Genomic DNA, 24,017 nt, shown 5'->3' with positions numbered 1-24,017 from the left:
ATCGATTCCCTCATGAAGCCGGTCGTCGATCTCTGGCAGGAGCGACGGACCCGGGAGGGCTCGTCCGACGCCGTATACGGAACGTTGCGAGAGGCGATCCTGAGCAAGGCCCTGACCCCGGGGCCGCAGCTCGCCGAGGAAGACCTCGCCCGCGTCTTCGGCGTCAGCCGGACCCCGATCCGCGAGGCCATCCTCCGGCTCGAGACCGAGCGGCTCGTCGAGCGCAGCAGCGGCCGCCGCGTCGCCGTCGCCCGCATCTCGCCCGCCGAGATCCTCGAGATCTACGACGTCCGGGTCGCGCTCGACGGCGTCGCCGCCGAGTTGGCCACACAGCGGGCGACGCCGCCCGACATCGCGCAGCTCCGGTGGATCAACGAGAAGATGATCGCCAGCGGCCAGGCCGGCGACTACGCCGGCGTCTCCGCGCTCAGCCTCGACTTTCACGACTGGATCGCCAAGGCCAGCGGCAACGGGTTCCTGCTCAGCCAGATCCGCGTCGTACACGATCGGGTCCGGCGTTTCGAACGCACCACCCTGCAACACCCGGGCCGCCTCGGCAGCGCCGCCGAGGAGCACGAACGGCTGCTCGACGCGATCGCCTCCGGCGACGTCGACCGCGCCACGAGCCTGGCCCGCGCACACATGCTCAACGCGAAGAAGATCAGGCTCGCGATGGCGGAAACGCCACCGGACTAACCGAAAGGGCGCCCATGCGGTACGACGTGGACTGGCGGGAAGGCACCGACTACGCGGGCCTTCGCCGCTTCCGGCACGAGCGGGTGCAGGCCGCGATGGCCCGCGCCGACCTCGACGCGGTGATCGCGTTCGAGTACGCCAACTGCCGGTACATCGCCGGTCTGCGTCCCTTGTGGGCGCCCAACTTCATGGTGCGCCAGGCCGTGGTCTCGGTGCGGGGCAGCGACGACGTCGTCGTCTTCGTCCACCAGGACGACACACCGCACCGGCGCGCCACGATGACGTGGATCCCGCCGGAGCGCATCCGCGCGTTCCCGACCGGCGTGGTCAGCGAGACGGCACCGGCGTCGGCGCTCGCGCCGCTGGCCGACGCCCTCGCGGAGCTCGGCTGCCGCGGCGGCCGGGTCGGCGTCGACATCGCCACGGTGACGGTGCTGCGCCGCTTGGAGGACGTCCTCGACGGCTACACCGTCGTCGACGCGAACGCGGCGCTCAACGGCTCCCGTTTGGTGAAGTCGCCGACGGAGCTGGCCCAGCTCGCCGACGCGTCGTCCATCGTGGACCTGGCGATGGCGACGGCGGAGGAGGCGGTCCGCCCCGGCGTCCGCGAGTGCGACGTGCTGGCCGAGGTGATGAAGGTCTTCTACACGCACAACGCCGAGGTGCCGCAGTGCAACCTCATCGTCTGCTCGGGCCCGAACACCGCGCCGATGCAGCGCTTCGCCGGCGACCGCCTGATCCGCCGCGGCGACCTGGTCTTCATCGACATCGGCGCGTGCTTCAACGGCATCTTCAGCGAGGCGACCCGCACGATCCCCTGCGGCGCGCCCGACAACGACACACAGCGGGCCATCTACCGCACGGTCTACGACATCCACCTGGCGACGATCGAGTCGCTGCGCCCGGGCGCGACCGCGACCGACGTGCAGGCGGCGGCGCTCAAGCACTACGCGGACTCACCGTTCTTCGGCAAGATGCAGGAGATGATCATCGCCCACGGCATCGGGGTGGGCTACGCGGAGCCACCGTTCATCGCCCCACCGGGCAAGTCGACGCCGGACCTGGTCCTGGAGCCCGGCATGGTCCTGGCCGTCGTGCCGACCATCATCGTCCCCGACGTCCCGGGCGGCGGGGGAGTCCGCCTGGAGGACGTGGTCGTGGTGACCGAACACGGCCCGGACGTCCTGACGAAGTACCCCTACGCGGAGTCGCTGCTCACCCGCTGACGGCGTCCAGCACGTGCATCCGCGCCTCCGCCAGGTCGAAGTACATGCCGACCAGGCGGAGGCGCCCGGCGGCCTCCGCGCGCCGGACGCTCGGGTACGTGTGCAGGTGGTCCAGCTGCCGGCGGATGTTGGCCAGGCACGCCTGCTTCTCCACCTCGTCCTCGGTCGCGCCGCTCGCCGGCGGGCTCTCTTGCGCGCCTGCGTGCCGCAGCCAACGCCCCAGCGCGGCGTCCTCCGTGGCCGAGCCGGCGATCAGGGCGCGGATCGCCCCGCATCCCGAGTGCCCGCAGACCGTGATCGTGGCGATGCCGAGCACGTCGACCGCGTACTCCACGGCCGCGCCCACCGAATGGTCGCCCGCGTCGTGTGGCGGGACGATGTTGCCCACGTTGCGCACGCAGAACAGGTCGCCCGGGCCGCTGGCCGTGATCATGTTGGGGACCAGGCGCGAGTCGGCGCAGGTGATGAAGAGCTGTTGCGGTTGTTGGCCCTTCGCCGCCAGGTCGGCCAGGTGCGGCCGGACCAGGGGCGCGACCGTGCGCTGGAACTCGTCGATGCCCGCCGCCATCGCACGCACCGGGCGGTCGTTCGGGCACAGGTGTTGCGCCGCCTGCCACTGCGACCACGACGCCAGGAAACGCGGCGGGTGGTGCGGTGGCGTCTTGCCCGCGCCCAGCCGGCCCGACGTCGCGCGGTGCAGCCAGTCGCGGTGGATCTCCTCGACCCGGACCTGGCCGCCGCCGCGCGCGTACGCCTCGCGCCATTCCTCGATCGCGTCGAACGCGCCGTGGTCGAGGTAGTCCAGGTGGAGGTCCACCTCGACCGTCTGGCCGGCCGGCACCGCGTTGAGCTCGCGGCGCAGCCGGCCCGCGGCCACGAACGCCAGCGTGCCCGTGATCGTGACCCGCCACAGGCCCGGCTCGCGTTGGGTGCGGCGGATGTCGCAGCGCGCCAGGCGGTACAGGGTCAGCACCAGGGCGACGCCGATGCCGGCGGCGACGCCGACCATCAGGTCCGTGAACACCACGCAGACCGCGGTCACCAGATAGGCCGGCAGCTCCCGGTGCCGCGCGTACGTGCGCAGATGCGCCAGGCTCACCAACCGGATGCCGACCACGACCAGCACCGCGGCCAGCGCCGACATCGGGATCAGCTCGAGGACGTCGGTGAAGGCCAGCACGAACACGGCCAGCCACAGGCCGTGCAGCACCGCCGAGGCCCGGGTGCGGGCACCGGCGGCCACGTTGGCCGAGCTGCGGACGATGACGCCGGTGACCGGGAGGCCGCCGAGCGCGCCCGAGACCATGTTCGCGGTGCCCTGCGCGACCAGTTCGCGGTCGAGGTTGGCGCGCGGGCCGTCGTGCAGCTTGTCGACCGCCACCGCCGAGAGCAGTGACTCCACGCTGGCCACCAGGGCGATCGTGACCGCGGCCAGCGCCACTGACGACCAGGGCGCGTCCGGCCACCGCGGAAACGTCAGCTCCGGCGTGTCGGGCAGGGACACCCTCGGCACGTCCAGGCCGGCGAGCGTCGACACCGCCGTCGCCGCCGAGACCGCGATCAGCGCCGCCGGCAGCAGTGACGCTTTCACCAGGCGGGGCCAGACCACGAGGATCACCATCGTGAGCGCGCCGATCGCCACCGACGCGTCGTGATGGCCCATCAGCTGCCGGGGGAGGTCGCGCAGGTTCGCCAGCGGCGAGCTCAGCGCGGCACCGCCGAGGACGACGTGCACCTGGCTGATGACGATCACGATGCCGATGCCGGCGAGCATCCCGTGCACCACCGCCGGCGACAGCGACAACGCCGCCCGGCCCAGGCGCGACAGACCCAGGACGATCTGCAGGGCGCCCGCCATCGCGACGATCGCCACCGTGCCCGCCCAGCCGAACTCCGCGACCGTCCCGGCGACGATCACCGTCAGGCCGGCGGCCGGCCCGCTGACCTGCAACGGCGCGCCGCTCAGGGCGCCGGCCACGATGCCGCCGACCACCGCGGCGATCAGGCCCGCGAACAGCGGCGCACCCGAGGCTGCGGCGATGCCCAGGGAGAGCGGGATCGCGATCAGGAAAACCACGACCGATGCGGGTACGTCGCGGCGGAACACCACCATGGCGGCCTCTCTCGTTGGGTGCGGGGAGCCGCACACAGGATGCCTGCTTAATCCCTTTTAGGGTGATATTTCGGCCTGGGACGTTCCTGAGAGCCCGGCGAGCGCGAACCTGAGTGATCGACTAGCCTCTCCGCCATGAACGGTCGGCGCGTGATCTGTGCGCTGACCGCAGCCACCCTCGCGGCGCTGATCCTGCCGCCGCCCGCGGCCGCGGCCGCCGCTCCCGTGCCGTGCCCGACAGTGCGGGTCACCCCGAAACCGAGCCGCCCACCGAAGCCGACCCCGCCGCCCGACAACCCGGCCGACAAGGCCATCGGCGGCGCAGAGCTGGCGTCAAAGGGTCTCGTCCTGCCCGCCGGTGCCACCCGCCCGCCGGCCGTCACCGCGTCGTCCTGGCTGGTCGCCGACCTCGACACGGGCGAGGTGCTCGGCGCGTGCGGCGCACATGAGTACGGCACCCCGGCCAGCGTCCAGAAGCTCCTGCTCTCCGCGACGCTGATCCCGCGCCTCGACCCCAGGCAGCAGGTGCGCGTCACCCGGGCCGACCTCAACTTCGAGGCCGGCAGCTCGGCGGTCGGCCTGCTGCTGAACGGCACGTACTCCGTCGAGTTGCTCTGGCTCGGCCTGCTCCTGCAGTCCGGCAACGACGCGGCCAACGTCCTCGCCCGGCTCGGCGGCGGGTCCGAGGGCGCGGCCGGCGGCGTCAAGGCCATGAACGAGGAAGCGCGCCGCCTGGGCGCCCACCAGACGAGAGCGGTGACGCCGTCGGGGCTCGACGGACCTGGGCAGTTCACCAGCGCGTACGACCTCGCCCTGATCGCCCGTCAATGCTTCTCGCTGCCCGCCTTCCGGCGCTACACGCTCGTCGAGCGGGTGCAGGTGCCCAAGCAGCCGCGCGCGACACCGCCGGACCCGCGCGGCTTCCAGATCCAGAACGAGAACGACCTGATCCGCGAGTACGACGGTGCGCTCGGCGGCAAGACCGGCTTCACCTCGCTGGCCCGGCACACCTACGTCGGCGCCGCCGAACGGGGCGGTCGGCGCCTGGTCGTCACGCTGCTCGGCGCGGAACCCCGGCCCCTGCGCGGCTGGCAGCAGGGCGCGGCGCTGCTCGACTGGGGCTTCGCCCAACCCAAGGGCGCGCAAGTGGGTCGCCTGGTCGAACCGGGTGAGCTCGCCCCGACGCCGACCGCCGCACCCGCACTGCGGAAGGCCCGGCCGCCCAGGCGCGCGTGGCCGCGACCGAGCCTGACCGCACGCCGTTCGTCGTCGCGTACACCGCCGTCGTGGTCCTCCTCGCCCTCGTCCTGGTCACCGTGACGATCGCCAGGCGTCGCCGGCGCTAGTGGCGATGGCCCGCGTCGCCGTGCGGGCCCAGGTGGGTGCGCTCGCCCTCGTGGTCGAGGATGCACAGGACCTCCGCCGGGCCGCCGTGCGCGCCGAACGCGTGCGGGACCATCGTCGAGAACTCGGCCGCCTCGTTGGGGCCGACCAGGATCGTCCGCTCGCCCAGCCGCAGCTCGATCGTGCCGGACAGCACCGTGAACCAGTCGCGGCCCGGGTGGACCCGCAGCTCGCTCGGCACCTTGCGGGTCACCCGCAGCTTGGAGACCGTCTGCCCGCTGTCGCGGGACAGCAGCCAGGTCGTGATGCCGCGGGCGTCGTCGCGGTGCGGGCGGATCACCACGTCGTCGTCGGCGTCCGACTCGACGAGCTGGTCGAGCGTCGTGCCGAGCGCCCGGGCGATCGCGGTCAGCTGGTCGAGCGCGACCCGCCGATGCCCGGTCTCGATCCGGCTCAGCGTCGACGGGCTGAGCAGGCTGGCGGCGGCCAGCTCGTCGAGCGACCAGCCGCGCGCCGTCCGCAGCCCGCGGATCCGCTGCCGGACCAGAGCCTCCAGATCTCCGTCTTGCTTCATACGCAAGATGCTATGCCGCAATGGCAAGGGACGGCTACCGTCTACCGCATGCCACACGACCACCTGATCGAGATGCTCGACCTGGACACCGAGGTCCTCCACGACTACCACCGCGAGCTGGTCGCCTGGGTCGGCCGCGAGGCCCCCGACCACCCCCGCGTCGTCGACCTCGGCGCCGGCAGCGGCACCGGCTCCCTCGCCCTGGCCCGGGAGCTGGCCGGTGCGCAGGTCACGGCCGTCGACGTCGACCCCGAGATGCTGGCCCACCTGCGCGCCAAGGTCGACGCCGCCGGGTTGGCCGACCGGATCCACACCCGGACCGCCGACCTCGACCAGCCCTGGCCCGACTTCGGCCCGACCGACGTGATCTGGGCGGCCTCCGCCATGCACCACATGGCCGACCCGGAGGGCGCGCTCGCCGAGGCGTTCAAGGCCCTGGGGACGGGCGGGTTGCTGGTCATCGCCGAACTGGACTCGTTTCCCCGCTTCCTGTCCGGCACACCGGACGAGGACGTGGAGGAGCGCGGGCACGCCGCACTGGACCGGCTCCGCCACGAGGCCGGCATGCACATGCACGAGGACTGGGGCGACCGGGCCCGGCACGCGGGCTTCCACACGGTCACCCGGCGGCGCTTCGACATCGACCTGCGCCCGCCGCTGCCCGCGCCGGCTCCGCGCTACGCCGAGGTCGTCCTGCACCGGATGCGCGACCGGCTCGACGGCCTGCTGTCCACGGCAGACCTGGCGAGGCTCGCGGCGCCGCGGGGAGACATCAGCGTGCGCACCACCCGCACCGTGTGGCTCGCCCGCCGCTGATCCCGGCCCGGCCATCTGGTCAGGATTCGAGAAGCGCAGGTGGCGGGCCCGCACCTAGCGTTTTCCGCATGACACACATCGAATCCGTCACCCTCGAGGTCGACGACCTCGCCGCCGCCCAGCGCTTCTACGCCGCCGCCTTCGGGCTGGGTGAGGAGCTGCACCTGCGCGAGTCCCGCGCCGCGACCACCGGCTTCCGCGGCTTCACGCTCTCGCTCGTCGTCGCCCAGCCGGCCAACGCGAACAGCTACTTCGAATCCGCCGTCGCCGCCGGCGCGACCGTCCTCAAGCCGATCACCAAGTCCTTCTGGGGCTACGGCGGCACCCTCCAGGCGCCCGACGGGACCATCTGGAAGATCTCCACCTCGAACAAGAAGGACACCGGGCCGGCAGTACGCGAGATCGAGCAACTGGTTCTGCTCCTGGGCGTCGCCGACGTCGCCGTCACGAAAGGCTTCTACGTCGACCACGGCTTCCCGGTGGCGAAGAGCTTCGGCCGCAAGTACGTCGAGTTCGCGACCGGCGACAGCCCCGTGAAGCTGGCCCTCTACGGGCGCAAGGCGGCGGCCAAGGACGCCGGTGTGCGGCCGGAAGGCGAGGGATCGCATCGGGTGGTGGTCACGAGCGATGCCGGGCGGTTCGCGGACCCCGACGGCTTCGGATGGGAAGCAACACTTCCCTCCATTACCAACGTATAGCAAATAGGGGGTCTTGCGGCAAGACCGGGGTTATGGCGCAGAATCGTCGGCCGAAGCACATGACCTGCGGAATTGCGGGGGGATTCATGATCGACGTGATCATCGCGGGCGGCGGGCCGACCGGTCTCATGCTCGCGAGCGAGCTGCGGCTGCACGGCGTGCGGGTGGTCGTCCTGGAGCGCGACCCGGAGCCGACCAAAGTGGTCCGGGCGCTCGGACTGCACGCACGCAGCATCGAGGTGATGGACCAGCGCGGTCTCCTGGACGCGCTGCTCCCGCTGGGCAAGCAGTACCCGGTCCTCGGCTTCTTCGCCGGCATCGAGATGCCCGCCGCCCGCATCGACAGTGCGCACGCGTACGTCCTCGGCATGCCGCAACCGCTCATCGACCGGCGGCTGGAGTCGCGCGCGACCGAGCTCGGCACCGAGATCCGGCGGGGGCAGGAGCTCGTCGGGCTCAGCCAGGACGAGCGCGGCGTCACCGTCGAGCTGGCCGACGGCAGCCGGCTGCGGGCCCGCTACCTGGTCGGCTGCGACGGCGGCCGCAGCATCGTCCGCAAGCTGCTCGGCGTCGGCTTCCCGGGCGAGGCCGCCACCGTCGAGACGCTGATCGGCGAGCTGGCGGTGACCGCGTCGCCGGAGACGGTGGCCGAGGTGACCGCGGAGGTACGCAAGACCCAGAAACGATTCGGTCTCGGGCCGGTCGGTGACGGCTACTACCGCGGCGTCGTGCCCGCCGACGGGGTGGCCGAGGACCGCGCGGTGCCGCCGACGCTCGACGAGTTCAAGCGACAACTCCAGGCGTACGCCGGCACGGACTTCGGCGTCCACGACCCGCGCTGGCTGTCCCGGTTCGGCAACGCCACCCGGCTGGCCGAGCGCTACCGGGTCGGCCGCGTGCTGCTGGCCGGCGACGCGGCGCACGTCCACCCACCCGTCGGCGGCCAGGGGCTCAACCTCGGCGTACAGGACGCGTTCAACCTCGGCTGGAAGCTGGCCGCCGAGATCGACGGCTGGGCGCCGGCGACGCTGCTGGACACCTACGAGAGCGAGCGCCGTCCCGTGGCCGCCGAGGTGCTCGACACCACCCGCGCCATGATGGAGCTGATGGCCACCGAGCCGGGTCCGCAGGCGGTGCGCCGGCTCGTGGCGGAGCTGATGGCCTTCGACGACGTCAACCGCTTCCTGACCGAGAAGATCACCGCCACCGCGATCCGGTACGACGTGGGGGAGGGCGACCATCCGCTGCTCGGCCGGCGGTTGCGCGACGCGCGGCTCAAGCACGGCCGCCTCTACGAGCTGATGCACGACGGTCGCGGGCTGCTGCTCGACCAGACCGGCGAGCTGTCGACCGGCGTCTGGGCCGACCGGGTCGACCACGTCGCCGACGTCAGCGAGGAGCTGTCGGCGCCGGCGGTGCTGCTGCGCCCGGACGGCCATGCGGTCTGGGTCGGCGACGACCAGCCGTCGCTGGAGACGAGCCTACGCAGGTGGTTCGGCCGCTAGGGTCAGGACTTCGAGACAGACCCTAGGTGGGCCGCCAGCCATGGGCCGGTCACGCTGTGCGGATCGGCGGCGACCTCGGACGGCGTGCCGCGCGCGACGATGCGGCCGCCGTCCGGGCCGCCGCTCGGTCCCATGTCGATCACGTGGTCGGCCGCTGCCAGCAGGTCCAGGTCGTGGTCGATCACGATGATCGTGGCGCCGTCCGCGAGGAGCCGGTCGAAGACGCCGACGAGGGTACGGATGTCCACCGGGTGCAACCCCGTCGACGGCTCGTCGAGCACGTAGAGCACGTCGCGCTGGCTGGTCCGCAGCCGGGCGGCGATCCGCAGGCGCTGCGACTCCCCACCGGACAGTGACGGCGTCGGCTCGCCCAGGCGCAGGTAGCCCAGACCGACGTCGACCATCGGCCGCAGGGGGCGCACGATCGCCGGCTGTCCGCTGAAGTGGTCGACCGCCTCGCGTACGGTCAGTCCGAGCACGTCGGAAATGGTCAGACCGGCTACTCGTACCGCCAATGTCTCGTCGTTGAACCGCTTGCCGTGGCAGGTCGGGCATTCGACGTTGATGTCGGGCAGGTACTGCACGTCCAGGTCGATCGAGCCGATCCCGCGGCAGGTCGGGCACTGCCCTTCCTTGGTGTTGAACGAGAAAGCGCCGGCGGAGCGCCCCGACTCGGCGGCGTAGTAGGCGCGGATGGCGTCGAAGGCACCCGAGTACGTGCTCGGCGTCGACCGCGCGTTCAGACCGATCGGGGTCGCGTCGATCTCCACCACCTGGCGGATCGGGCCGAGGTCGACGGACTTCACGTGTGCCGGGAGCGCGTCGCCGGCGAGTTGCGCGCGGGCCGCGGGGATCAGGCTGTCCAACACCAGTGCGGTCTTGCCCGCGCCCGACGGGCCGGCCAGCGCGGTCATCCGGTTGACCGGGAACGCCGCGGTCACGTTGCGCAGGTTGTAGAGGCGCCGCACGCCGACGATGGCCCGCTCACGCGGCAGCGGCCGGGGCGGGCGGTCGACCGCGCGCCGGCCGTCCAGGAACGGTCCGATGATCGACTTTCGGCTCTTCAGGATCTGGTCGGGCGTACCCTCGGCGACGATTCCACCGCCCAGCCGGCCCGCGCCCGGACCCAGCTCGATGATCCAGTCGGCCGAACGGATCAGGTCGAGGTCGTGCTCGACGATCACGACGGTGTTGCCGTTGCCGGCGAGCGCGGCGACGGTCTTGCGCAGTCCCTCCACATTGCTCGGATGCAGGCCGACTGACGGCTCGTCCAGGACGTACAACATGCCGGTCGTGTTGGCCCGGACCGTCGAGGTCAGCTCGATCCGCTGCCGCTCACCGGTCGACAGGGTGGCGCCGGCCCGATCGAGGCCCAGATAGCCCAGCCCGAGGTCGAGCAGCGGCCCGACGGCCCCGGTCAGCTCGCCGATCAGCCCGGTCGTCATGCGGCTGAGCTCCGGCGGCATCAACGGCGGCAGGTCGTTGACGAACACGACCAACTCGTCGAGGTCGAGGGCGCTGATCTCGGCGAGGTTGCGTCCGTTGAGGTGCGAGGTCAACGCCTCGGGCCGCAGCCGGGTGCCGTGACAGACGGGACAGGTGTGCGAGACGAGGTACCGGCTCTTCTCCGACTTCTGCGCCGCGGTGACCGCGTTGTCGTAGGTGACGTTGAGCCGCACCCGCCGCCCGTTGCGCCCGGAGAGGACGACGGGCTGCTTGACGGGCCTGCCGTGCAGGACGAGATTCTTCTCCTTGCGGGACAGTCGCTTGTACGGGACGTTGAGCCGCACACCCAACTCACCGGCGGCGTACATGCTCAGCCGGCGCCCGCCCACGTTCCACGGGAGCACGGCCCCTTCGTCGATCGTCTTGTCCGGGTCGGCGACGAGCGTGTCCTCGTCGACGTCGAACCGGGTGCCGATGCCGTTGCAGCCGGGACAGGCCCCGATCGAGTTGAACGCGAACGACTCGGCGCTCGGCGCCTCGAACCGCACACCGTCAACCGGGCACTGGATCTCCATGGCCTGCGTGGCGATGGACGGCGGGACGTCGTGCCCGTTCGGACACCGGTGCGTGCCGAGCCGCGACATGATGAGCCGCAGGACGTTGAGCACCTCGCTCATGGTCCCGACGGTGCTGCGCGGCCCGGGTGTCGGCGGCCGCTGCCGCAGGGCGAGCGCGGCCGGCAGATGATCGATGCGGTCGACATCGGGCCGCTCGGCCTGCGTCAGCCGCCGCCGGCTGTAGGTGCTCAGCCCTTCCAGAAACCGGTGCATACCCTCGGCGTAGAGGGTGCCCATGGCGAGCGAGGTCTTGCCGGACCCGGACACGCCGGCGATCACGACGGTCCGCCACAGCGGCACGTCGACATCGAGGTCCCGCAAGGTGTTGTGCCGCACGCCGCGCGCTTGAATGGCCCGCGGCAGGGTGTCCGGCGGAGGGGCGATCTTCGAAGGCGCCATAGCTTCCGGTCTAGCCCCGATCGCCCCCGCGTAACGCCGAAACGGCCTGTAGCCTCCGTCACAGAGTCCACCTCTGCGCCGGGAGGGGAGTTCGTGCCGTTTCGATCCGTCTCCGCACAGCAGGCCCTCGACACCGCCCTTGCGGAGATCGACCGGCTCGGTCTCGCCGCGCACGCGACAGTTCTCGGGCAGACCAGGTGCGTCACGCTGGTCCGCGACGGGCAGCCGGTCGCGACCGGGGCCGGCAAGGGCGCGGGCGCCCAGGGCGCGGCCAGCGCGCACTTCGAGGCGCTCGAGCGCTACCTCATGTCGGCACCCGACAACCGGCGGCGAACGCCGGACGCCACCAGGCTGTCGTCCGCCGCCGACGTGGCCGAGCAACCCGCACTGGAGCACGACCTCGTCATCCAGCGCTGGGCGGCGGAGTACCCCGACTCGGTGGCCGCCTGCGCCTCGTACAGCGGCGTCCGCTATCCCACGTTCCTCGCCGACCCGCGCTACCACCGCCGCCCCGCACCGGGCGATGACGTCCGCCCGTACCGCGGCCTGCTCCGCTACTCGTCCAGCCTCGGCACCGCCGCGGGCGTCGACCTCGCCGAGGCCGTCTACCACGGACTCTGCGAGTTGGTCGAGCACGACGCCCTCAGCCAGGCACTGCTGCGCTGGTACGTCGCGGGCGTCCCGGACGTCGACGTCGTGCCGGCCGAAGACCTGCCCGGCGCGCTCCGCGTGCTGCACGACCAGGCAGCCCAGGCGGCCGGCGCACCGGTCCACCTGCTCGACGTCACGACCGACCTGGACATCCCGGTCTACCTCGCGGTCACGTCAGCAGGCCGCCTGGGTGCCGGCGCCTCGTGCTGGGCGACCGACGCCGCGTCGCGCGCCCTCGCCGAGCTGCTCCAGACCTGTGCGCTGCCACCACCCGCACGGCACCACCAACTGGCGGCCTGGCCGGCATTGCGGCGATGCGCCGCGATGCCGCTCGACGAGCTGGCGTTCCGAGCGGTGCCGCTGCGCACCGACCCCACCGGGGACGGCTCCCCGGAATGGGGACGGGCACGCGTCCGGCAGGCACTGCTCCGGCACGGCGTCGACCACCACGTCTGCGAGGTCGCGCCGGTCGACTCCCTGATCGCCGTGGCCACCACGATCGCGCCGGGACTGGAGCGCTTCAGCCTGGTGCGGCATGGTGTCCCCGTCGTGCCCACCGGCCGGGGCGAGCGCCTCTGGCCGTCAACACTGACAAGGAGAGGATCATGAACCTGCTACCAGGACCGGGCTCCGTCTCGCCGTGCTTCCACCCGGGCGACGACGCCGGCGAGGCCTACACCGCCGGCGTCAACCTCTGTCACCACGCGGCCGACGACCTCGCGGTCGACCTCCACCTCACCCTGACCGCGGCCGACGAGCGCGACCTCGCCGGGCTCGCGGAACGGGCGTAACCGACCGGGTGCCCGGCGCGACCGCCGGGCACCCGCCACCTCCGCGAGGAGAAACGACTCGGACACACCCAAGCGCGGCCCACATCTCTGCCGGGACACGTCCTCTCGTCGTCGACGCAACCGCCGGCCCGCCCGCGATCGGATCGCCAGCCGTGAAGGCAGCTCACAAAAGGTGTTGCCCTCCTCGGCAGCGCGATCTACCTTGGATCTCAGACAACGCACACACGATCGAGGAGCGACCCGGACATGTTGTGGCAAGCCATCGCCGAACCGCAGCGGTCAACGCTGTGCGGTTTCGTGGGCATGCCCTATGCCGGGCGATCCGTTGACACGACCGCCAGCGATAAGCCGAACCACACGGGACGGCGGCTGAGCTAGCGCAGCAGAAGCGCTCACGCCGCCCCTCCCGAACCGGGACCGGGCGGCGTTTCTGTTTCCCCACAAGGCATCTAGCTCCCATAGGGGTGTGGCGCAACTGGTAGCGCACCGATCTCCAAAGTCGGTGGTTGCAGGTTCGAGTCCTGTCGCCCCTGCTCTCCTATCGATCCGATCGGATCGATCGGGATTGTGATTTGAGAACTCCACAGTGGATGGCAACTGAATCTCGGGCCGGACCCGGGCCACCCTTCGCGGTGGCCGGCTCGGCACCGAGAAATCGCATAAGTGCCCGCGCGAGCGCCGCCGCACCAAGGGCGGCGCCGCGTGCGGCACATCGGGTACGACCGGCTCGGTGACCGGACCTGCGTTGGGAGCAGGAAGCGCGGGGTTCGACTCCCCGGTGCCCGACGCGATGGGCCGCGCGCCACTGGTGTGCGGGTGTGCCTGGCAGGCACACCGTGAAGGGTTCGATCCCCTTGCGGTCCACCGAAGCAAGCCCACCGAGCTCGGTTGGTCGAGCGCGCCCCTGAAAGGGCGAGGTCACTGGTTCGATCCCAGTGGTGGGCACGTCGGGATACACAGTAACGCCCTGCGGTCGTGGTGAACTCGGCGGACATGTCGGTCTTCCAAACCGAAGAAGCGGGTTCGATGCCCGCCGACCGCTCGCTGACAATCCGGGTTGCTCTGATGGTTGGGCGCCCCGACTTGGATCGGGAGGACGCAGGTTCGAGTCCTGCACCCGGAGCCAAGGGATCAACCTGCCTCGGTGACCCAATCGGCAGAGGTGCCCGGCTCAAACCCGGGATCTGCGGGTTCGAACCCCGCCCGAGGTACACCACGCCGCCGTAGCTCAGCTGGTAGCAGCGCCGCACTCGTAATGCGGAGGTCCTCGGTTCGAACCCGAGCGGTGGCTCCACACCTGCCCGCGTAGCCCAATTGGCAGAGGCGCCCGGTTCAGGGCCGGGAGGTTGGGGGTTCGAATCCCTCGGCGGGTACGCAGCAACACATGGTGTCGTAGCTCAGTCGGCTAGAGCGTTGCCCTGTCACGGCAGAGGTCGCGGGTTCGAGTCCCGTCGGCGCCGCAAATGGAGAGCCCGCCATCGGTGAGGCAAGCGGGTTGCTAACCCGCCACGGGGAGACTCGTGGGCCGGTTCGACTCCGGCGCTCTCCGCCAACCTTGTCGTCGTAGCCACATTGACGACACTCACGCCCTCGTAGCTCATCTGGAGAGAGCGCCGGCCTACGAAGTCGGAGGTGGCAGGTTCGAGTCCTGCCGAGGGTACGCAACGGGCTGTGGCTCAGCCCTGCTTTCACACAGCAGAGGCCCCAGGTTCGAACCCTGGTGCGGGCACGGTGGATGTAGCTCAGCAGGTAGAGCTCCAGATTGTGGCTCCGGAGGTCGCGGGTTCGAGTCCCGTCATCCACCCCAAGCGCGTCGTGGGCGGCTGGTCGCCCGGCGGTCTGTAGAACCGTTGCACTTGTGCATGCGTGGTTCGAGCCCAGGGACGCGCACGCGAATCATGCCTTCGTAGCTCAGCGGAAGAGCGCGGTCGTCCGAAGGCCGAGGCCGCTGGTTCGAATCCAGCCGGGGGCACGTCATGGCGAAGTGATCGTTCTGGGTGAGCGCCGCACCTGCAAAGCGCGAGATGCGGGTTCGAGTCCCGACTTCGCCTCAACGCCATCCACTCGTGGAACCACATCGCAGGAGGACGTTGGCTGTCCAGCCGCTGCTCATAACGGCGACCCGCCCGGTTCGACACCGGGGCCTGCGACGACATGCCCTCGGCTCAACCGCCGCGGCGGATTCAGGTCCGGGGCGCGCTGGCACACTGGCGGACATGGTCGACTGGTATTCGCAGGCCGAAGTGAGCAGCGACGTCATCCGGGTCTCGGAACCGCACGTCAACGAACTGTTGTCGGCGAACTTCTGGTGGTTGCGCGGTAGCGATCGTGATGTCGTGGTCGACGCCGGGCTCGGTGTGGTCGCCTTGCGGGAGGCGATTGCGGGCATGTTCGAGCGCGATCCGATGGTCCTGCTCACCCACGCGCACCTGGATCATGTCGGTGGGGCGGCTGAGTTCGGTGACCGGGCCGCCCACTCCGCCGAGGCGGGGGTCTTGGCGGCGGGTGTGCCGGCGAGCCTGTACGGCGCGGAGCTCTACGACAAACTGGGGATCGACGCGGCGGGAGAACCTGTCCCGGAGCTCATGATCGACGTGCTGCCCAGCCCCGGCTACGACCCGGCAACCTACCGCGTCGAACCCATGACCCTGAACCGGATGCTCGACGACGGAGACCGAATCGACCTGGGCGGGCGAGTGCTGACTGTGTTGCACCTTCCCGGCCACACACCGGGGAGCATCGCCCTGCTGGAGGAGCGCACCGGGACTCTGTATTCCGGCGACATCATCTACGACGGTGGCCTGATCGACGATCTGCCGAACTCCAATGTGGCTGCCTACCGACGGAGCATGGAGTTCCTCGCGGACCTCGACGTGTCCGTCGTCCATCCCGGCCACGGGCACAGCTTCGACCGGGCACGCCTTCGCCAGTTGGCCGAGGCCTACCTGCGCGAGAAAGCTTGAGTCGCGTCGGATCCGAGGGTCGGCCCAGCGCGGGCGAGTACGCCCGGCGCGGCCACCGGGCACTCGCCGCAATGGCACTTATCCGATGCGCTTGGGTAAGTGCCATCGATGGTTTGGCGGGCAGCACCTCGATACGTCACGGTGCGTACTGTTTGCGTGAGTAAGGTCTCGACCATGCGATACGGCGCGCATCTACCGTTGATCGACTTTGCGGGCCCGGGCCGGGGGCAGCGGGTCTTGGCCTCGTACGCGGCGACGGCGAGGCAATTGGGGTACGCGGCCGTCACCGCGAACGACCACCTGGTCTTCCAGCGACCGTGGCTGGACGGCATCGTCGCGCTCGCCGCGGTGGTGGAGGCCAGCGGCGACCTGGAGTTGGCTACGACGGTGTCGCTTCCGGTCGTGCGCGGGCCGGTGGCGTTGGCCAAGGCTGCCGCCGCGTTGGACGTCATCTCGGGCGGCCGGCTCGTCCTCGGGCTGGGGCCGGGTTCGTCGGCGGGGGACTACGAGGCCGCCGGTGTGCCATTCGACGAGCGGTGGCCGCGCTTCGAGGAGTCGATCCGGGTCGTGCGGGCCTGCCTGACGGACGGTGCGCCGCCGTTCGGCGGCGTCTTCTACGCGAGCGTGCCGGCTTTGCGGCCGCGTCCGTCGCAGGTGGGCGGGCCACCGATCTGGATCGCCAGTTGGGGCTCGGACGCCGGTCTGACGCGGGTCGCACGCCTCGGCGACGGCTGGGTCGCCTCGGCTTACAACACGACGCCGGCGCGGATCCTCGACGCACGCGTGAAGCTGGCCGCCGCGCTCGCACAGGCCGGTAGGAGCCTGGACGGTTTTCCGTGTGCGCTGGCCACGATGTGGACATACGTCACTGACGACACCCGGGTCCGTGACGCGCGGCTGGCAGAACTGGCGGCGATGGTGAAGAGGCCGGTGGAGCGGCTGTCGGGCATGGTGCTGGTGGGCTCGGCCGAGCACTGCGCCGACCTGGTCCGGCGGTACACCGAGGCCGGCATCGACCGGATGTTCATCTGGCCGGTGGCCGACGCCGAAGTTCAGCTGGAGCGGTTCATGCAGGAGGTGGTGCCCTGGGTGGAGTCCTGACGCGGCTTCTGAGCCGGCCCGTGACATCCTGGAGAATCCCGGTCCTGGCTCGGGCGGCCGGCGGCGACTAAAGCCTGAACGGCCCGGTAGTCGTCGGAGGCGAGTGACGCACGCGGTTCGCAGCCGGCCGCCCGGCAGGCGTCCCGGACCCTCGACGAATGCGACCTCGCCGCGCTCGCGGAGACCACGTGGCCGAGCAGGTGCCCGGCGCGGCCCGCCGGGCACCTGTTACCTCAGCGCAGGTCGAACAGCGGCCCGGTGATGGTCAGGCCCAGGTCGTCGCCGACGTAGGCGAAGAACGCGAACAGCATCAGCGCCGCGCCGCCGAGGGCCAGGTCCTTCAGGAACTGGACCATCTCGTTCTGCCGCGCCTCCGGGTCGGTCTCCTTCCAGAAGCTGTGCATCAGCACTGCGGTCGAGACCAGGAAGACGAACAGGATCAGCGCTCCGAGGTCGGCCCACAGCCCGAGGAGCACCAGAACGCCGCCGACTGCGAGCATGACGCCCGTCCCGAGGACGGCGATGCGGGCGGACGGCACGCCGCGGGACTTGGCGTACGCCGCCATCCCTTCGGTCTGGGTGAGGTGGCCGACCGCCGAGCCCAGGAACAGCGGGACGAACAGGAGTCGGCCGATCAACACGAGCACATCCATGGCGTCCATTCCTTCAATAGCGAGGGGATAGATCGCCGTCAACGTACGCCCATGCGGTTGAGCGTTCAAGCGGTGTCGAGGGTCGCCCTCGCGCGGCTCTCGTACTCGAACCACCGCAGCAGCGCCAGCCCGAGGCCCGCGTAGAGCGCGCCCAACCCCAACTCCGCGAGCAGCGTTCCGGCCACGTCGGTCAGTGCGGCGCCGGCGGCCAGGTCGTGGGTGGCGCGGATGCCGTGCGTCATCGGCAGCCAGCCCGCCACCACCTGCATCCAGCCCGGCATCGCGCCCACCGGGACGTTGACGCCCGCGAAGACGATCAGGATGCCGAGCACGATGTTCGACATCACCGCCGTCTCGCGGACCCGCAGCGCCACCGCTGCGCCGAGCAACCCCAGGCCCGTACACGAGATCGAGCAGGCGGCGATCGCGACCGCGATGCCGCCCCACGTCGCCGGTGGGATGTCCACCCGCAGCAGCAGGCTGCCGGTGATCAGCGCGAACACCGCGACCAGGAACCCGTTGACGATGACCGGCAGCGCCCGCCCGAGGAACAGCGGCACCCGTTTGGCCGGCGACGCGATCAGCAGCGGCAGCGTACCCGTGTTGCGTTCGCCGCCGATCGTGTTGCCCATCGCGAAGAGGCACGGGACCGCGGCGTTGACCACCGCGTTGCCGATCAGGAAGAACCGGTCGTCGCTGATGCCCGCCGTGCGTCCGATGTAGACGAACAGGAAGATCTGGAACAGCGGCGTGAGCAGGAAGGTGGGCACCAGGATCCACGGCGACAGCCAGTGGAACAGCGCGCGGTAGCTGGTCAGCCCGCCGATGAAGAAGATGCGCAGACTGTTCATCAGCTCAGCGCCAGGGTCGCGTGTGCGCGGGCCGAGTGCACCATCCAGCGGGAGACGAACATCGCGACCAACCCGTAGCTCGCCGCCGTCAGCACGCACCAGCCCAGGTCGGCCCACGGGCTCTGGCCGTTGGCCGCCGCGCGCATCGCCGCCACACCCCAGGTCGGGCTCAGCACCGCCGACAGCGGGCGGACCCACGCCGGCAGGTCGCTGACCGCCACGAGGAACCCGCAGATCAGCCAGACCGGCATCTCGATCGCGGAGCCCAGCGCCCACGCGAACCGGTACCGGATCGACGAGATGGCGATGAGCATGCCCAGCATCCCGATGGCGAAAACGGTGACGACCACGGCGACGAGGAAGCCGAGAGGGTCCGCGATCGTGAGGTGGATGCCGAACGCCAACCGACCCCAGAGCAAAGTCGCGATCATGCTGTACGCGCCGATCGTCGCCATCGACAGCGTCAGCGGCACGAGCAGCAGCGCGAACGGCTGCGGCGCGAGCACCAGCAGCTCCAGCGTCCCCTGGCGCCGTTCCATCTGGAGCGCGAACGCCGCGGTCGTGCTCACCGCCGACCAGATGCCCATCGCGCTGGACCCGACGGCGGCCGACAGCAGCGCGGGCCCGGCGGCGTCGCCCTGCTTGAACATCATGAAGATCGTCGTGGCGAAGAAACCCGGGTAGAGCAGCGAGAGCAGCCCGTCGAACGCCGACCGGCTGCGCATCTTGAGCTGGAGCCACCAGGCGACACCGACCAGGCGGAGGGTCCTCACGCGGCGTTCACCAGCTCGATGTACGCGTCCTCGAGCGTCGGCTGCCGCGTGATCACCCGGCCGAACCGGCTGCCGTCGAGGTGGCCCATCACCGCCTGGGTCACGTCGGTGCCGGGCCGGGCGTGCACGGTCAGCACCTCGGCCTGGCCCTGGACGTCGACGCTGACCGACAGCACGTCCGGCTCGGCCCGCACCTTCTCCACCACCCCGTCCGGCACGCCGAACACGTCGATCTCGAGGACGGTCCCGGTGGTCACCTTCTGTTTGAGCTCCGAGGGCGTGTCCAGCGCGACGATCCGCCCGCGGGCGATCACCGCGATCCGGTCGCACAGCTCGTCGGCCTCGAACATGTAGTGGGTGGTGAGCAGGACCGTCGTGCCGGTTTCGACGAGGTTCCTGACCGTCGCGCGCAGCTCGCGGGCGCCGACCGGGTCGATGCCGATGCTCGGCTCGTCGAGGAACAGCACCTCCGGCCGGTGCAGCAGCCCGCGGGCGATGTGCAGCCGCTGCCGCATGCCACGCGAGTAGCCCTCGACCCGCTCCTTCTCGCGTCCCGCCAGGCCGACCAGCTCCAGCAGCTCGCCCACCCGCTGCTTGGACTCCCGCGCCGGCACGCCGTACAACTCGGCGAAGTAGCGGAGATTGTCCAGACCGGACAGGCGCTCGTAGAGGCCACGGTCACCACCGAAGACATAACCGACCTTCCGGCGCACGGCGTGGGCCTGCGCGACGACGTCGTGACCCAGCACGCGCGCACGGCCGCCGGTCGGCAGCAGCAACGTGATCAGCATCTTGATGGTCGTCGTCTTGCCGGCGCCGTTGGGCCCGAGCAGGCCGAACAGCTCACCTCGCTCGACCGCGAAGCTGACGCCCCGGACGGCCTCGATCTCCTTGCTCGACCGGCGGATCAGCCCTTTCCTGCTGCGGAACGTCCGGGCAAGCCCGTCGACCTCGATCACCGGTTCCGTCACGCGCACCATCCCCGTTCGAACGCCGTCCGACGGACACGGTGCTACACGGGCGCGTTTCCCGCTACCCCGTTGCGAGCCGGTCAGGCCTCGACGGACGTGGCCATCAGCTCGGCGGGGGCCGAGTCGAGCAGGGCCCGGGTCGTGTAGGAGATGTGCTTGGTCAGCGCCGCCACGGCCTGTTCCTCGTCGCGGGCCAGGACCGCGTCGCGCAGTGCGCGGTGCTCGCCGGGGATGTCCCGGGTGTCCTCGCTGCCGAGGTGCCGCGACCAGCGCCGGTAGAGCTCCGACGCGTCGCGCAGCGAAGCCGCGATGTCGCGCAGCCGGCGGCTCGGGCAGCCCTCCAGGACCGCGGCGTGGAATGCGGCGTGCGCGGTCGCCCAGTCCTCGTTGACCGCGCGCGGCTGGGTCGTCGCCAGCTCCGGCGTGCGGTCGAGCGTGTGGAACGCGGCGACGACGCGGGACTCCCAGGCGATGTCGCCGTGGTTGATCGCGTGGCGCAGGCACAGCGTCTCGATGTCGATGCGCGTGCTGGTCAGGTCGCGCAGGTCCTCCTCGGAGACCGGGGTGACCCGGAAGCCGAGCTGCGGTTCGGAGAGGACGAGGCCCTGCTCGACGAGTCGGGACAGCGCTTCGCGCAGCACGCCGACGCTCGTGCTGTAGCGGACGCCGAGGTCGGCGAACGGCAGCCGCTGACCGGGGAGCAGTCGCCCGGTCAGGATGTCGCCGCGGAGGTTGGCGTAGATGCGCTCCGCGCGGGTCTCACCACGAGGCATGGTTGACAGTGTAGGAGAACTTTGAGACATCGGCACAATCTCGAAACCACGGCCGGATATCGAACCCCCGCGCCAACGCCGTGTCGAGGCCGGTTCAGTGTGTCGAACCCTGACAGAAAGCGCCTTCCGGGTCACGGCGGGCGCCGCGAATCCGACCCATTCGTGATCACAAGACCGGCAAAACGGATACCCGCCGTCCAGTGAATGTGACGGATGAAGTAACAGATCCCCTCTAGGATTCGAAAATGTATTGACACCTCGAACGTCGGCTGAACATACTCGGCGATCAAAGGGGCCCGCGTGACAGGGCAGCTTTGACCGACGAGGAGCGTGGGCGCGATGGCGATCCAGCGGGTCGAGGTTTTCCAGCTCAGCCAGCCGATCTCCGCACCCACCGGCCCGTCCGGCGCCACCTACCGCGAGCGCCGCAGCGTCCTCGTCCGGCTCCGCGACGGCGACGGCCTCGACGGCTGGGGCGAGACCTACGCCCGCGCCGGCGTCGCCGCCGTGATCGAAGAGGTCGGCGCCCTGCTGCTCGGCCGCGACGCCGCCGACGCCCGCCCGCTGCTCGACACGCTGCGCGTCGCGACCACCGACGGCCTCGCCATCAGCGCCCTCGCCATCGCCCTCGACGACCTGCGCGCCCGCCGCCTCGGCGTGCCGGTCGCCACGCTCTACGGCGGCCGCCGGCGCGACAGCGTGCGCGGCTACGCCTCCAGCGGCGGCTACGTCGACGGCGTCGACCCCGAACAGAGCTGGCCCGACGAGGTCGCCGCCGCGGTCGGCGACGGGTTCACGGCTTGCAAGATCCGGATCGGCCGTTTCGCGCCCACCCGCGAGCTGCCGATCCTCGCGAAGGTCCGCGGCCAGGTCGGCCCCGACGTGGAGCTGATGGTCGACGCCAACGGCGCCTACACGGTGCCGCGCGCCCGCGAGGTCGCCCGGGGCCTGGCCGACCTGAGCTTCCGCTGGCTGGAGGAGCCGCTGATCCGGTTCCGCGGCGGCCTGGCCTACCCCGGCTACGAGCACCTCGGCGGCCTCGGCATCGCGATCGCGGCCTACGAGGGCCTGGAGTCCCGGGGCGCCTTCGACTCCTACCTGACCCGCACGCCGGTCGACATCGTCCAGCCGGACGTGGCGATCTGCGGCGGCATCGGCGAGCTGCTCTTCGTCGCCGAGCTGGCCGCCCTGCGCGGCCGGCAGTGCGTCCCGCACGCCTGGGGCGGCGCGGTCCTGCTGGCCGCCACGCTCCAGGCCGTCAGCCTGTTGCCCGAACCCTCCGAACTGGACGGACCGGAGTCCCCCGTGCTCGAGGTGGACCGGTTCGAGAACCCGATGCGCACCCGGCTCGCCCACGAGCCCCTCACCCTCACCGCCGGGCGGATGCCCATCCCGGACGGTCCCGGCCTCGGCATCACCGTCGACGAGGACTTCGTTCGGCACGCCGCCGGCTGACCCACCACGCACGAACTGATCGCGATCGGAGACCCCCTCATGACGAATGTGATCAATCGACGGACGATGCTGAAGACGGGTGCCGGCGCTGCCCTCGGCGTCGGGCTCTTCGGGCTTGCCGCCTGCGGCGACGACGGCTCCCCGGCACCGGCCGGATCCGCCGCTGCGGGCGCGCCCAAGAAGGGCGGCACGCTGCGCTGGGCGGTGGCCGCCGGCAACGCGACCCAGGTCGCCGACCCCGCCAAGGCCGGCGGCACCATGCCGCTGCTGATCGCCACCAACTGCTACGACACCCTGGTCCGCGCCGACCAGAACTACCAGCTGACGCCGGCGCTGGCCACCGAGTGGTCGTCCACACCGGACTCTCTGACGTGGACGTTCAAGCTCCGGCCCGGCGTGAAGTTCCACGACGGCAGCCCGCTGACCGCACAGGACGTCGTCTACTCGTTCAAGCGGATCCTCGACCCGGCCCTGGCGGCGGTCGGTCTCGCGCAGATCGGGCCGTACCTCCAGGCGTCCGGCATCACCGCCGCCGACCAGGGCACGGTCAAGCTGACGCTGACCAAGCCCAACGCGTTCATCCCGGTGATGGTGTCGCACGCCGGCTTCAGCATCGTCAAGGACGGCACCACCGACTTCAGCAAGGGCAACGGCACCGGCCCGTTCACGCTCGCCGGCTTCGACGCCGCCGCCCGCACGTCGCTGACCCGGTTCGACGGCTACTGGCAGGACGGCAAGCCCTACCTCGACGCCATCCAGATCGTCGTCATCGCCGAGGACGCCACCCGGCTCCAGGCCGTCACCTCCGGCAGCCAGGACGTCGTCGACAACATCACCGGCGCCAACACGCTGCTGCTCAAGGGCAGCGTCGAGCCGTACATGCTGAAGAACGGCGGCTGGGTCGGGCTGACCATGTTCGGTGACACGGCACCCTTCGACAACCACAAGATCATCGAGGCGATGCAGTACGCCGCCGACCGCAAGAAGATCATGTCGGTCGTCGCACCCGGCATCGACATCATCTCGCCCGACATCCCGATCCCGCCGGAGGACCCGTTCTTCCCCTCCGGCCTGCAGCCGCGCCCCTACGACCCCGACAGGGCCAAGGCGCTGCTCAAGGAGGCGGGCGTCAGCGGCACCTTCACCTTCGACGTCTACGCGTACGAGGGCGACAAGCTCGACACCGCCGTGAGCTTCAAGAGCACCGCCGAGGCGGCCGGCATCAACGCCAACGTCATCACCTGGCCGCACGCCACCTTCTTCACCGACATCTTCAAGAAGAAGCCGGCCATCGGCATCAGCGTGGCCCGCCTGCACGTCTCGCAGGCCCTGCCCCGGCTCTACAGCAAGGGCGGCGACCTCAACATCACCCACTTCAGCAACCCGCAGTTCGACGAGCTCGTGGCACAGGCCACCGCGACCGCGGACGAGGCGAAGCAGAAGCAGCTCTTCACGGACGCCCTCACGATCGTCAACGATGGTGCGGCCAACGTGATCCCCGGTTGGGAGGGGCAGGTGTACGGGAAGAACAAGCGCGTACAGGGTCTCGACGCGTCCAACGGCGCGCACATGTACCTGGCCGGCGCGTTCCTCAGCTAGCC

The 24,017-nt window shown here is 70.8% G+C and carries 20 protein-coding genes and 14 tRNA genes; 26 read left to right on the top strand and 8 right to left on the bottom strand.

The window, feature by feature from the left end; genetic code table 11:
- The first annotated feature begins 12 nt into the window (after positions 1-12).
- On the top strand, positions 13-696 hold the full coding sequence (locus Air01nite_RS11330; protein WP_203701961.1) for a GntR family transcriptional regulator: 684 nt from the start codon (positions 13-15) through the stop codon (positions 694-696).
- Between the two features lie 14 nt (positions 697-710).
- Entirely contained in the window at positions 711-1,922 is a 1,212-nt protein-coding gene (locus Air01nite_RS11325; RefSeq protein ID WP_203701960.1) for a M24 family metallopeptidase, read from the top strand.
- Here the strand turns inward: Air01nite_RS11325 and Air01nite_RS11320 are convergent.
- Positions 1,912-4,035: a SulP family inorganic anion transporter gene (locus Air01nite_RS11320; protein ID WP_203701959.1), complete on the bottom strand. Its 2,124-nt coding sequence runs from the start codon at positions 4,033-4,035 to the stop codon at positions 1,912-1,914. The genes Air01nite_RS11325 and Air01nite_RS11320 overlap by 11 nt on opposite strands.
- A gap of 135 nt (positions 4,036-4,170) precedes the next feature.
- Here Air01nite_RS11320 and Air01nite_RS11315 point away from each other — a divergent pair, with 135 nt between their 5' ends.
- Positions 4,171-5,355, top strand: a complete 1,185-nt coding sequence (locus Air01nite_RS11315; RefSeq protein WP_203701958.1) for a D-alanyl-D-alanine carboxypeptidase family protein — start codon at positions 4,171-4,173, stop codon at positions 5,353-5,355.
- Positions 5,356-5,377: 22 nt separating this feature from the next.
- Here the strand turns inward: Air01nite_RS11315 and Air01nite_RS11310 are convergent, their stop codons facing one another.
- Positions 5,378-5,953 (bottom strand): helix-turn-helix domain-containing protein, encoded by a 576-nt coding sequence (locus tag Air01nite_RS11310; RefSeq protein WP_203701957.1) that lies wholly within the window; start codon positions 5,951-5,953, stop codon positions 5,378-5,380.
- Positions 5,954-6,001: 48 nt separating this feature from the next.
- On the opposite strand from Air01nite_RS11310, the gene Air01nite_RS11305 reads away from it, so the two are divergent.
- The 3 genes from Air01nite_RS11305 to rox all read left to right on the top strand — a co-directional run bounded on the left by Air01nite_RS11305 (position 6,002) and on the right by rox (position 8,972).
- Positions 6,002-6,769 (top strand): class I SAM-dependent methyltransferase, encoded by a 768-nt coding sequence (locus tag Air01nite_RS11305; RefSeq protein ID WP_203701956.1) that lies wholly within the window; start codon positions 6,002-6,004, stop codon positions 6,767-6,769.
- 68 nt (positions 6,770-6,837) lie between these two features.
- Positions 6,838-7,467, top strand: coding sequence for a VOC family protein (locus tag Air01nite_RS11300; RefSeq protein ID WP_203701955.1), 630 nt, complete (start codon positions 6,838-6,840; stop codon positions 7,465-7,467).
- A gap of 86 nt (positions 7,468-7,553) precedes the next feature.
- On the top strand, positions 7,554-8,972 hold the full coding sequence (gene rox, locus Air01nite_RS11295) for a rifampin monooxygenase (protein ID WP_203701954.1): 1,419 nt from the start codon (positions 7,554-7,556) through the stop codon (positions 8,970-8,972).
- Positions 8,973-8,974: 2 nt separating this feature from the next.
- Here the strand turns inward: rox and Air01nite_RS11290 are convergent, their stop codons facing one another.
- The gene (locus Air01nite_RS11290; RefSeq protein ID WP_203701953.1) at positions 8,975-11,434 is read right to left on the bottom strand and encodes an excinuclease ABC subunit UvrA; all 2,460 of its coding nucleotides are present in this window, start codon (positions 11,432-11,434) and stop codon (positions 8,975-8,977) included.
- A 93-nt stretch (positions 11,435-11,527) separates the two neighbouring features.
- Between Air01nite_RS11290 and Air01nite_RS11285 the strand changes: the two genes are divergently transcribed.
- The 18 genes from Air01nite_RS11285 to Air01nite_RS11200 all read left to right on the top strand — a co-directional run bounded on the left by Air01nite_RS11285 (position 11,528) and on the right by Air01nite_RS11200 (position 16,940).
- Positions 11,528-12,694 carry a YcaO-like family protein gene (locus Air01nite_RS11285; RefSeq protein WP_203701952.1) on the top strand — a complete coding sequence of 389 codons (1,167 nt, stop codon included), beginning with the start codon at positions 11,528-11,530 and terminating at the stop codon, positions 12,692-12,694.
- Positions 12,691-12,876, top strand: coding sequence for a hypothetical protein (locus Air01nite_RS11280; RefSeq protein ID WP_203701951.1), 186 nt, complete (start codon positions 12,691-12,693; stop codon positions 12,874-12,876). The genes Air01nite_RS11285 and Air01nite_RS11280 overlap by 4 nt, the downstream gene beginning before the upstream one ends.
- A gap of 460 nt (positions 12,877-13,336) precedes the next feature.
- A tRNA-Trp gene (locus Air01nite_RS11275) sits at positions 13,337-13,409 on the top strand.
- Positions 13,410-13,589: 180 nt separating this feature from the next.
- Positions 13,590-13,662 (top strand) — tRNA-Pro (locus Air01nite_RS11270).
- Positions 13,663-13,749: 87 nt separating this feature from the next.
- Positions 13,750-13,821: transfer RNA gene (locus Air01nite_RS11265), tRNA-OTHER, on the top strand.
- Positions 13,822-13,845: 24 nt separating this feature from the next.
- Positions 13,846-13,918, top strand: a tRNA-Gly gene (locus Air01nite_RS11260).
- A 9-nt stretch (positions 13,919-13,927) separates the two neighbouring features.
- Positions 13,928-14,002 (top strand) — tRNA-OTHER (locus Air01nite_RS11255).
- Between the two features lie 12 nt (positions 14,003-14,014).
- Positions 14,015-14,087, top strand: a tRNA-Leu gene (locus tag Air01nite_RS11250).
- A gap of 6 nt (positions 14,088-14,093) precedes the next feature.
- Positions 14,094-14,170 (top strand) — tRNA-Thr (locus tag Air01nite_RS11245).
- Positions 14,171-14,175: 5 nt separating this feature from the next.
- Positions 14,176-14,249 (top strand) — tRNA-Leu (locus Air01nite_RS11240).
- A 13-nt stretch (positions 14,250-14,262) separates the two neighbouring features.
- Positions 14,263-14,336 (top strand) — tRNA-Asp (locus tag Air01nite_RS11235).
- 5 nt (positions 14,337-14,341) lie between these two features.
- A tRNA-Ser gene (locus Air01nite_RS11230) sits at positions 14,342-14,428 on the top strand.
- 34 nt (positions 14,429-14,462) lie between these two features.
- Positions 14,463-14,536, top strand: a tRNA-Arg gene (locus Air01nite_RS11225).
- Positions 14,534-14,605 (top strand) — tRNA-Val (locus Air01nite_RS11220). The genes Air01nite_RS11225 and Air01nite_RS11220 overlap by 3 nt, the downstream gene beginning before the upstream one ends.
- Positions 14,606-14,607: 2 nt before the next feature.
- Positions 14,608-14,683, top strand: a tRNA-His gene (locus tag Air01nite_RS11215).
- 93 nt (positions 14,684-14,776) lie between these two features.
- Positions 14,777-14,848 (top strand) — tRNA-Arg (locus Air01nite_RS11210).
- 244 nt (positions 14,849-15,092) lie between these two features.
- Complete coding sequence (locus tag Air01nite_RS11205; RefSeq protein WP_203701950.1) at positions 15,093-15,839, top strand: MBL fold metallo-hydrolase; 747 nt, start codon at positions 15,093-15,095, stop codon at positions 15,837-15,839.
- Between the two features lie 174 nt (positions 15,840-16,013).
- On the top strand, positions 16,014-16,940 hold the full coding sequence (locus Air01nite_RS11200; RefSeq protein WP_203701949.1) for an LLM class flavin-dependent oxidoreductase: 927 nt from the start codon (positions 16,014-16,016) through the stop codon (positions 16,938-16,940).
- A gap of 233 nt (positions 16,941-17,173) precedes the next feature.
- Here Air01nite_RS11200 and Air01nite_RS11195 read toward each other — a convergent pair whose 3' ends face one another.
- The 5 genes from Air01nite_RS11195 to Air01nite_RS11175 all read right to left on the bottom strand — a co-directional run bounded on the left by Air01nite_RS11195 (position 17,174) and on the right by Air01nite_RS11175 (position 20,961).
- Positions 17,174-17,593, bottom strand: a complete 420-nt coding sequence (locus tag Air01nite_RS11195; RefSeq protein WP_203701948.1) for a DoxX family protein — start codon at positions 17,591-17,593, stop codon at positions 17,174-17,176.
- 65 nt (positions 17,594-17,658) lie between these two features.
- The gene (locus Air01nite_RS11190; protein ID WP_203701947.1) at positions 17,659-18,444 is read right to left on the bottom strand and encodes an ABC transporter permease; all 786 of its coding nucleotides are present in this window, start codon (positions 18,442-18,444) and stop codon (positions 17,659-17,661) included.
- Positions 18,444-19,217: an ABC transporter permease gene (locus Air01nite_RS11185; protein ID WP_203701946.1), complete on the bottom strand. Its 774-nt coding sequence runs from the start codon at positions 19,215-19,217 to the stop codon at positions 18,444-18,446. The genes Air01nite_RS11190 and Air01nite_RS11185 overlap by 1 nt, the downstream gene beginning before the upstream one ends.
- Positions 19,214-20,188 (bottom strand): ABC transporter ATP-binding protein, encoded by a 975-nt coding sequence (locus Air01nite_RS11180; RefSeq protein WP_239090650.1) that lies wholly within the window; start codon positions 20,186-20,188, stop codon positions 19,214-19,216. Before Air01nite_RS11180 ends, Air01nite_RS11185 begins: the two co-directional genes overlap by 4 nt.
- Before the next feature lie 80 nt (positions 20,189-20,268).
- Entirely contained in the window at positions 20,269-20,961 is a 693-nt protein-coding gene (locus tag Air01nite_RS11175; protein WP_203701944.1) for a GntR family transcriptional regulator, read from the bottom strand.
- 339 nt (positions 20,962-21,300) lie between these two features.
- Between Air01nite_RS11175 and Air01nite_RS11170 the strand changes: the two genes are divergently transcribed.
- Positions 21,301-22,416 carry a mandelate racemase/muconate lactonizing enzyme family protein gene (locus Air01nite_RS11170; protein WP_203701943.1) on the top strand — a complete coding sequence of 372 codons (1,116 nt, stop codon included), beginning with the start codon at positions 21,301-21,303 and terminating at the stop codon, positions 22,414-22,416.
- Positions 22,417-22,455: 39 nt separating this feature from the next.
- Positions 22,456-24,015, top strand: a complete 1,560-nt coding sequence (locus Air01nite_RS11165; protein WP_203701942.1) for an ABC transporter substrate-binding protein — start codon at positions 22,456-22,458, stop codon at positions 24,013-24,015.
- The last annotated feature ends 2 nt before the right edge of the window (positions 24,016-24,017 follow it).

The sequence above is a fragment of the Asanoa iriomotensis genome (genome assembly GCF_016862515.1).
Taxonomy (GTDB): Bacteria; Actinomycetota; Actinomycetes; order Mycobacteriales; family Micromonosporaceae; genus Asanoa; species Asanoa iriomotensis.
The sequence above is the reverse complement of the archived record's forward strand: the minus strand, read 5'-3'. Positions and strand labels throughout refer to the sequence as shown.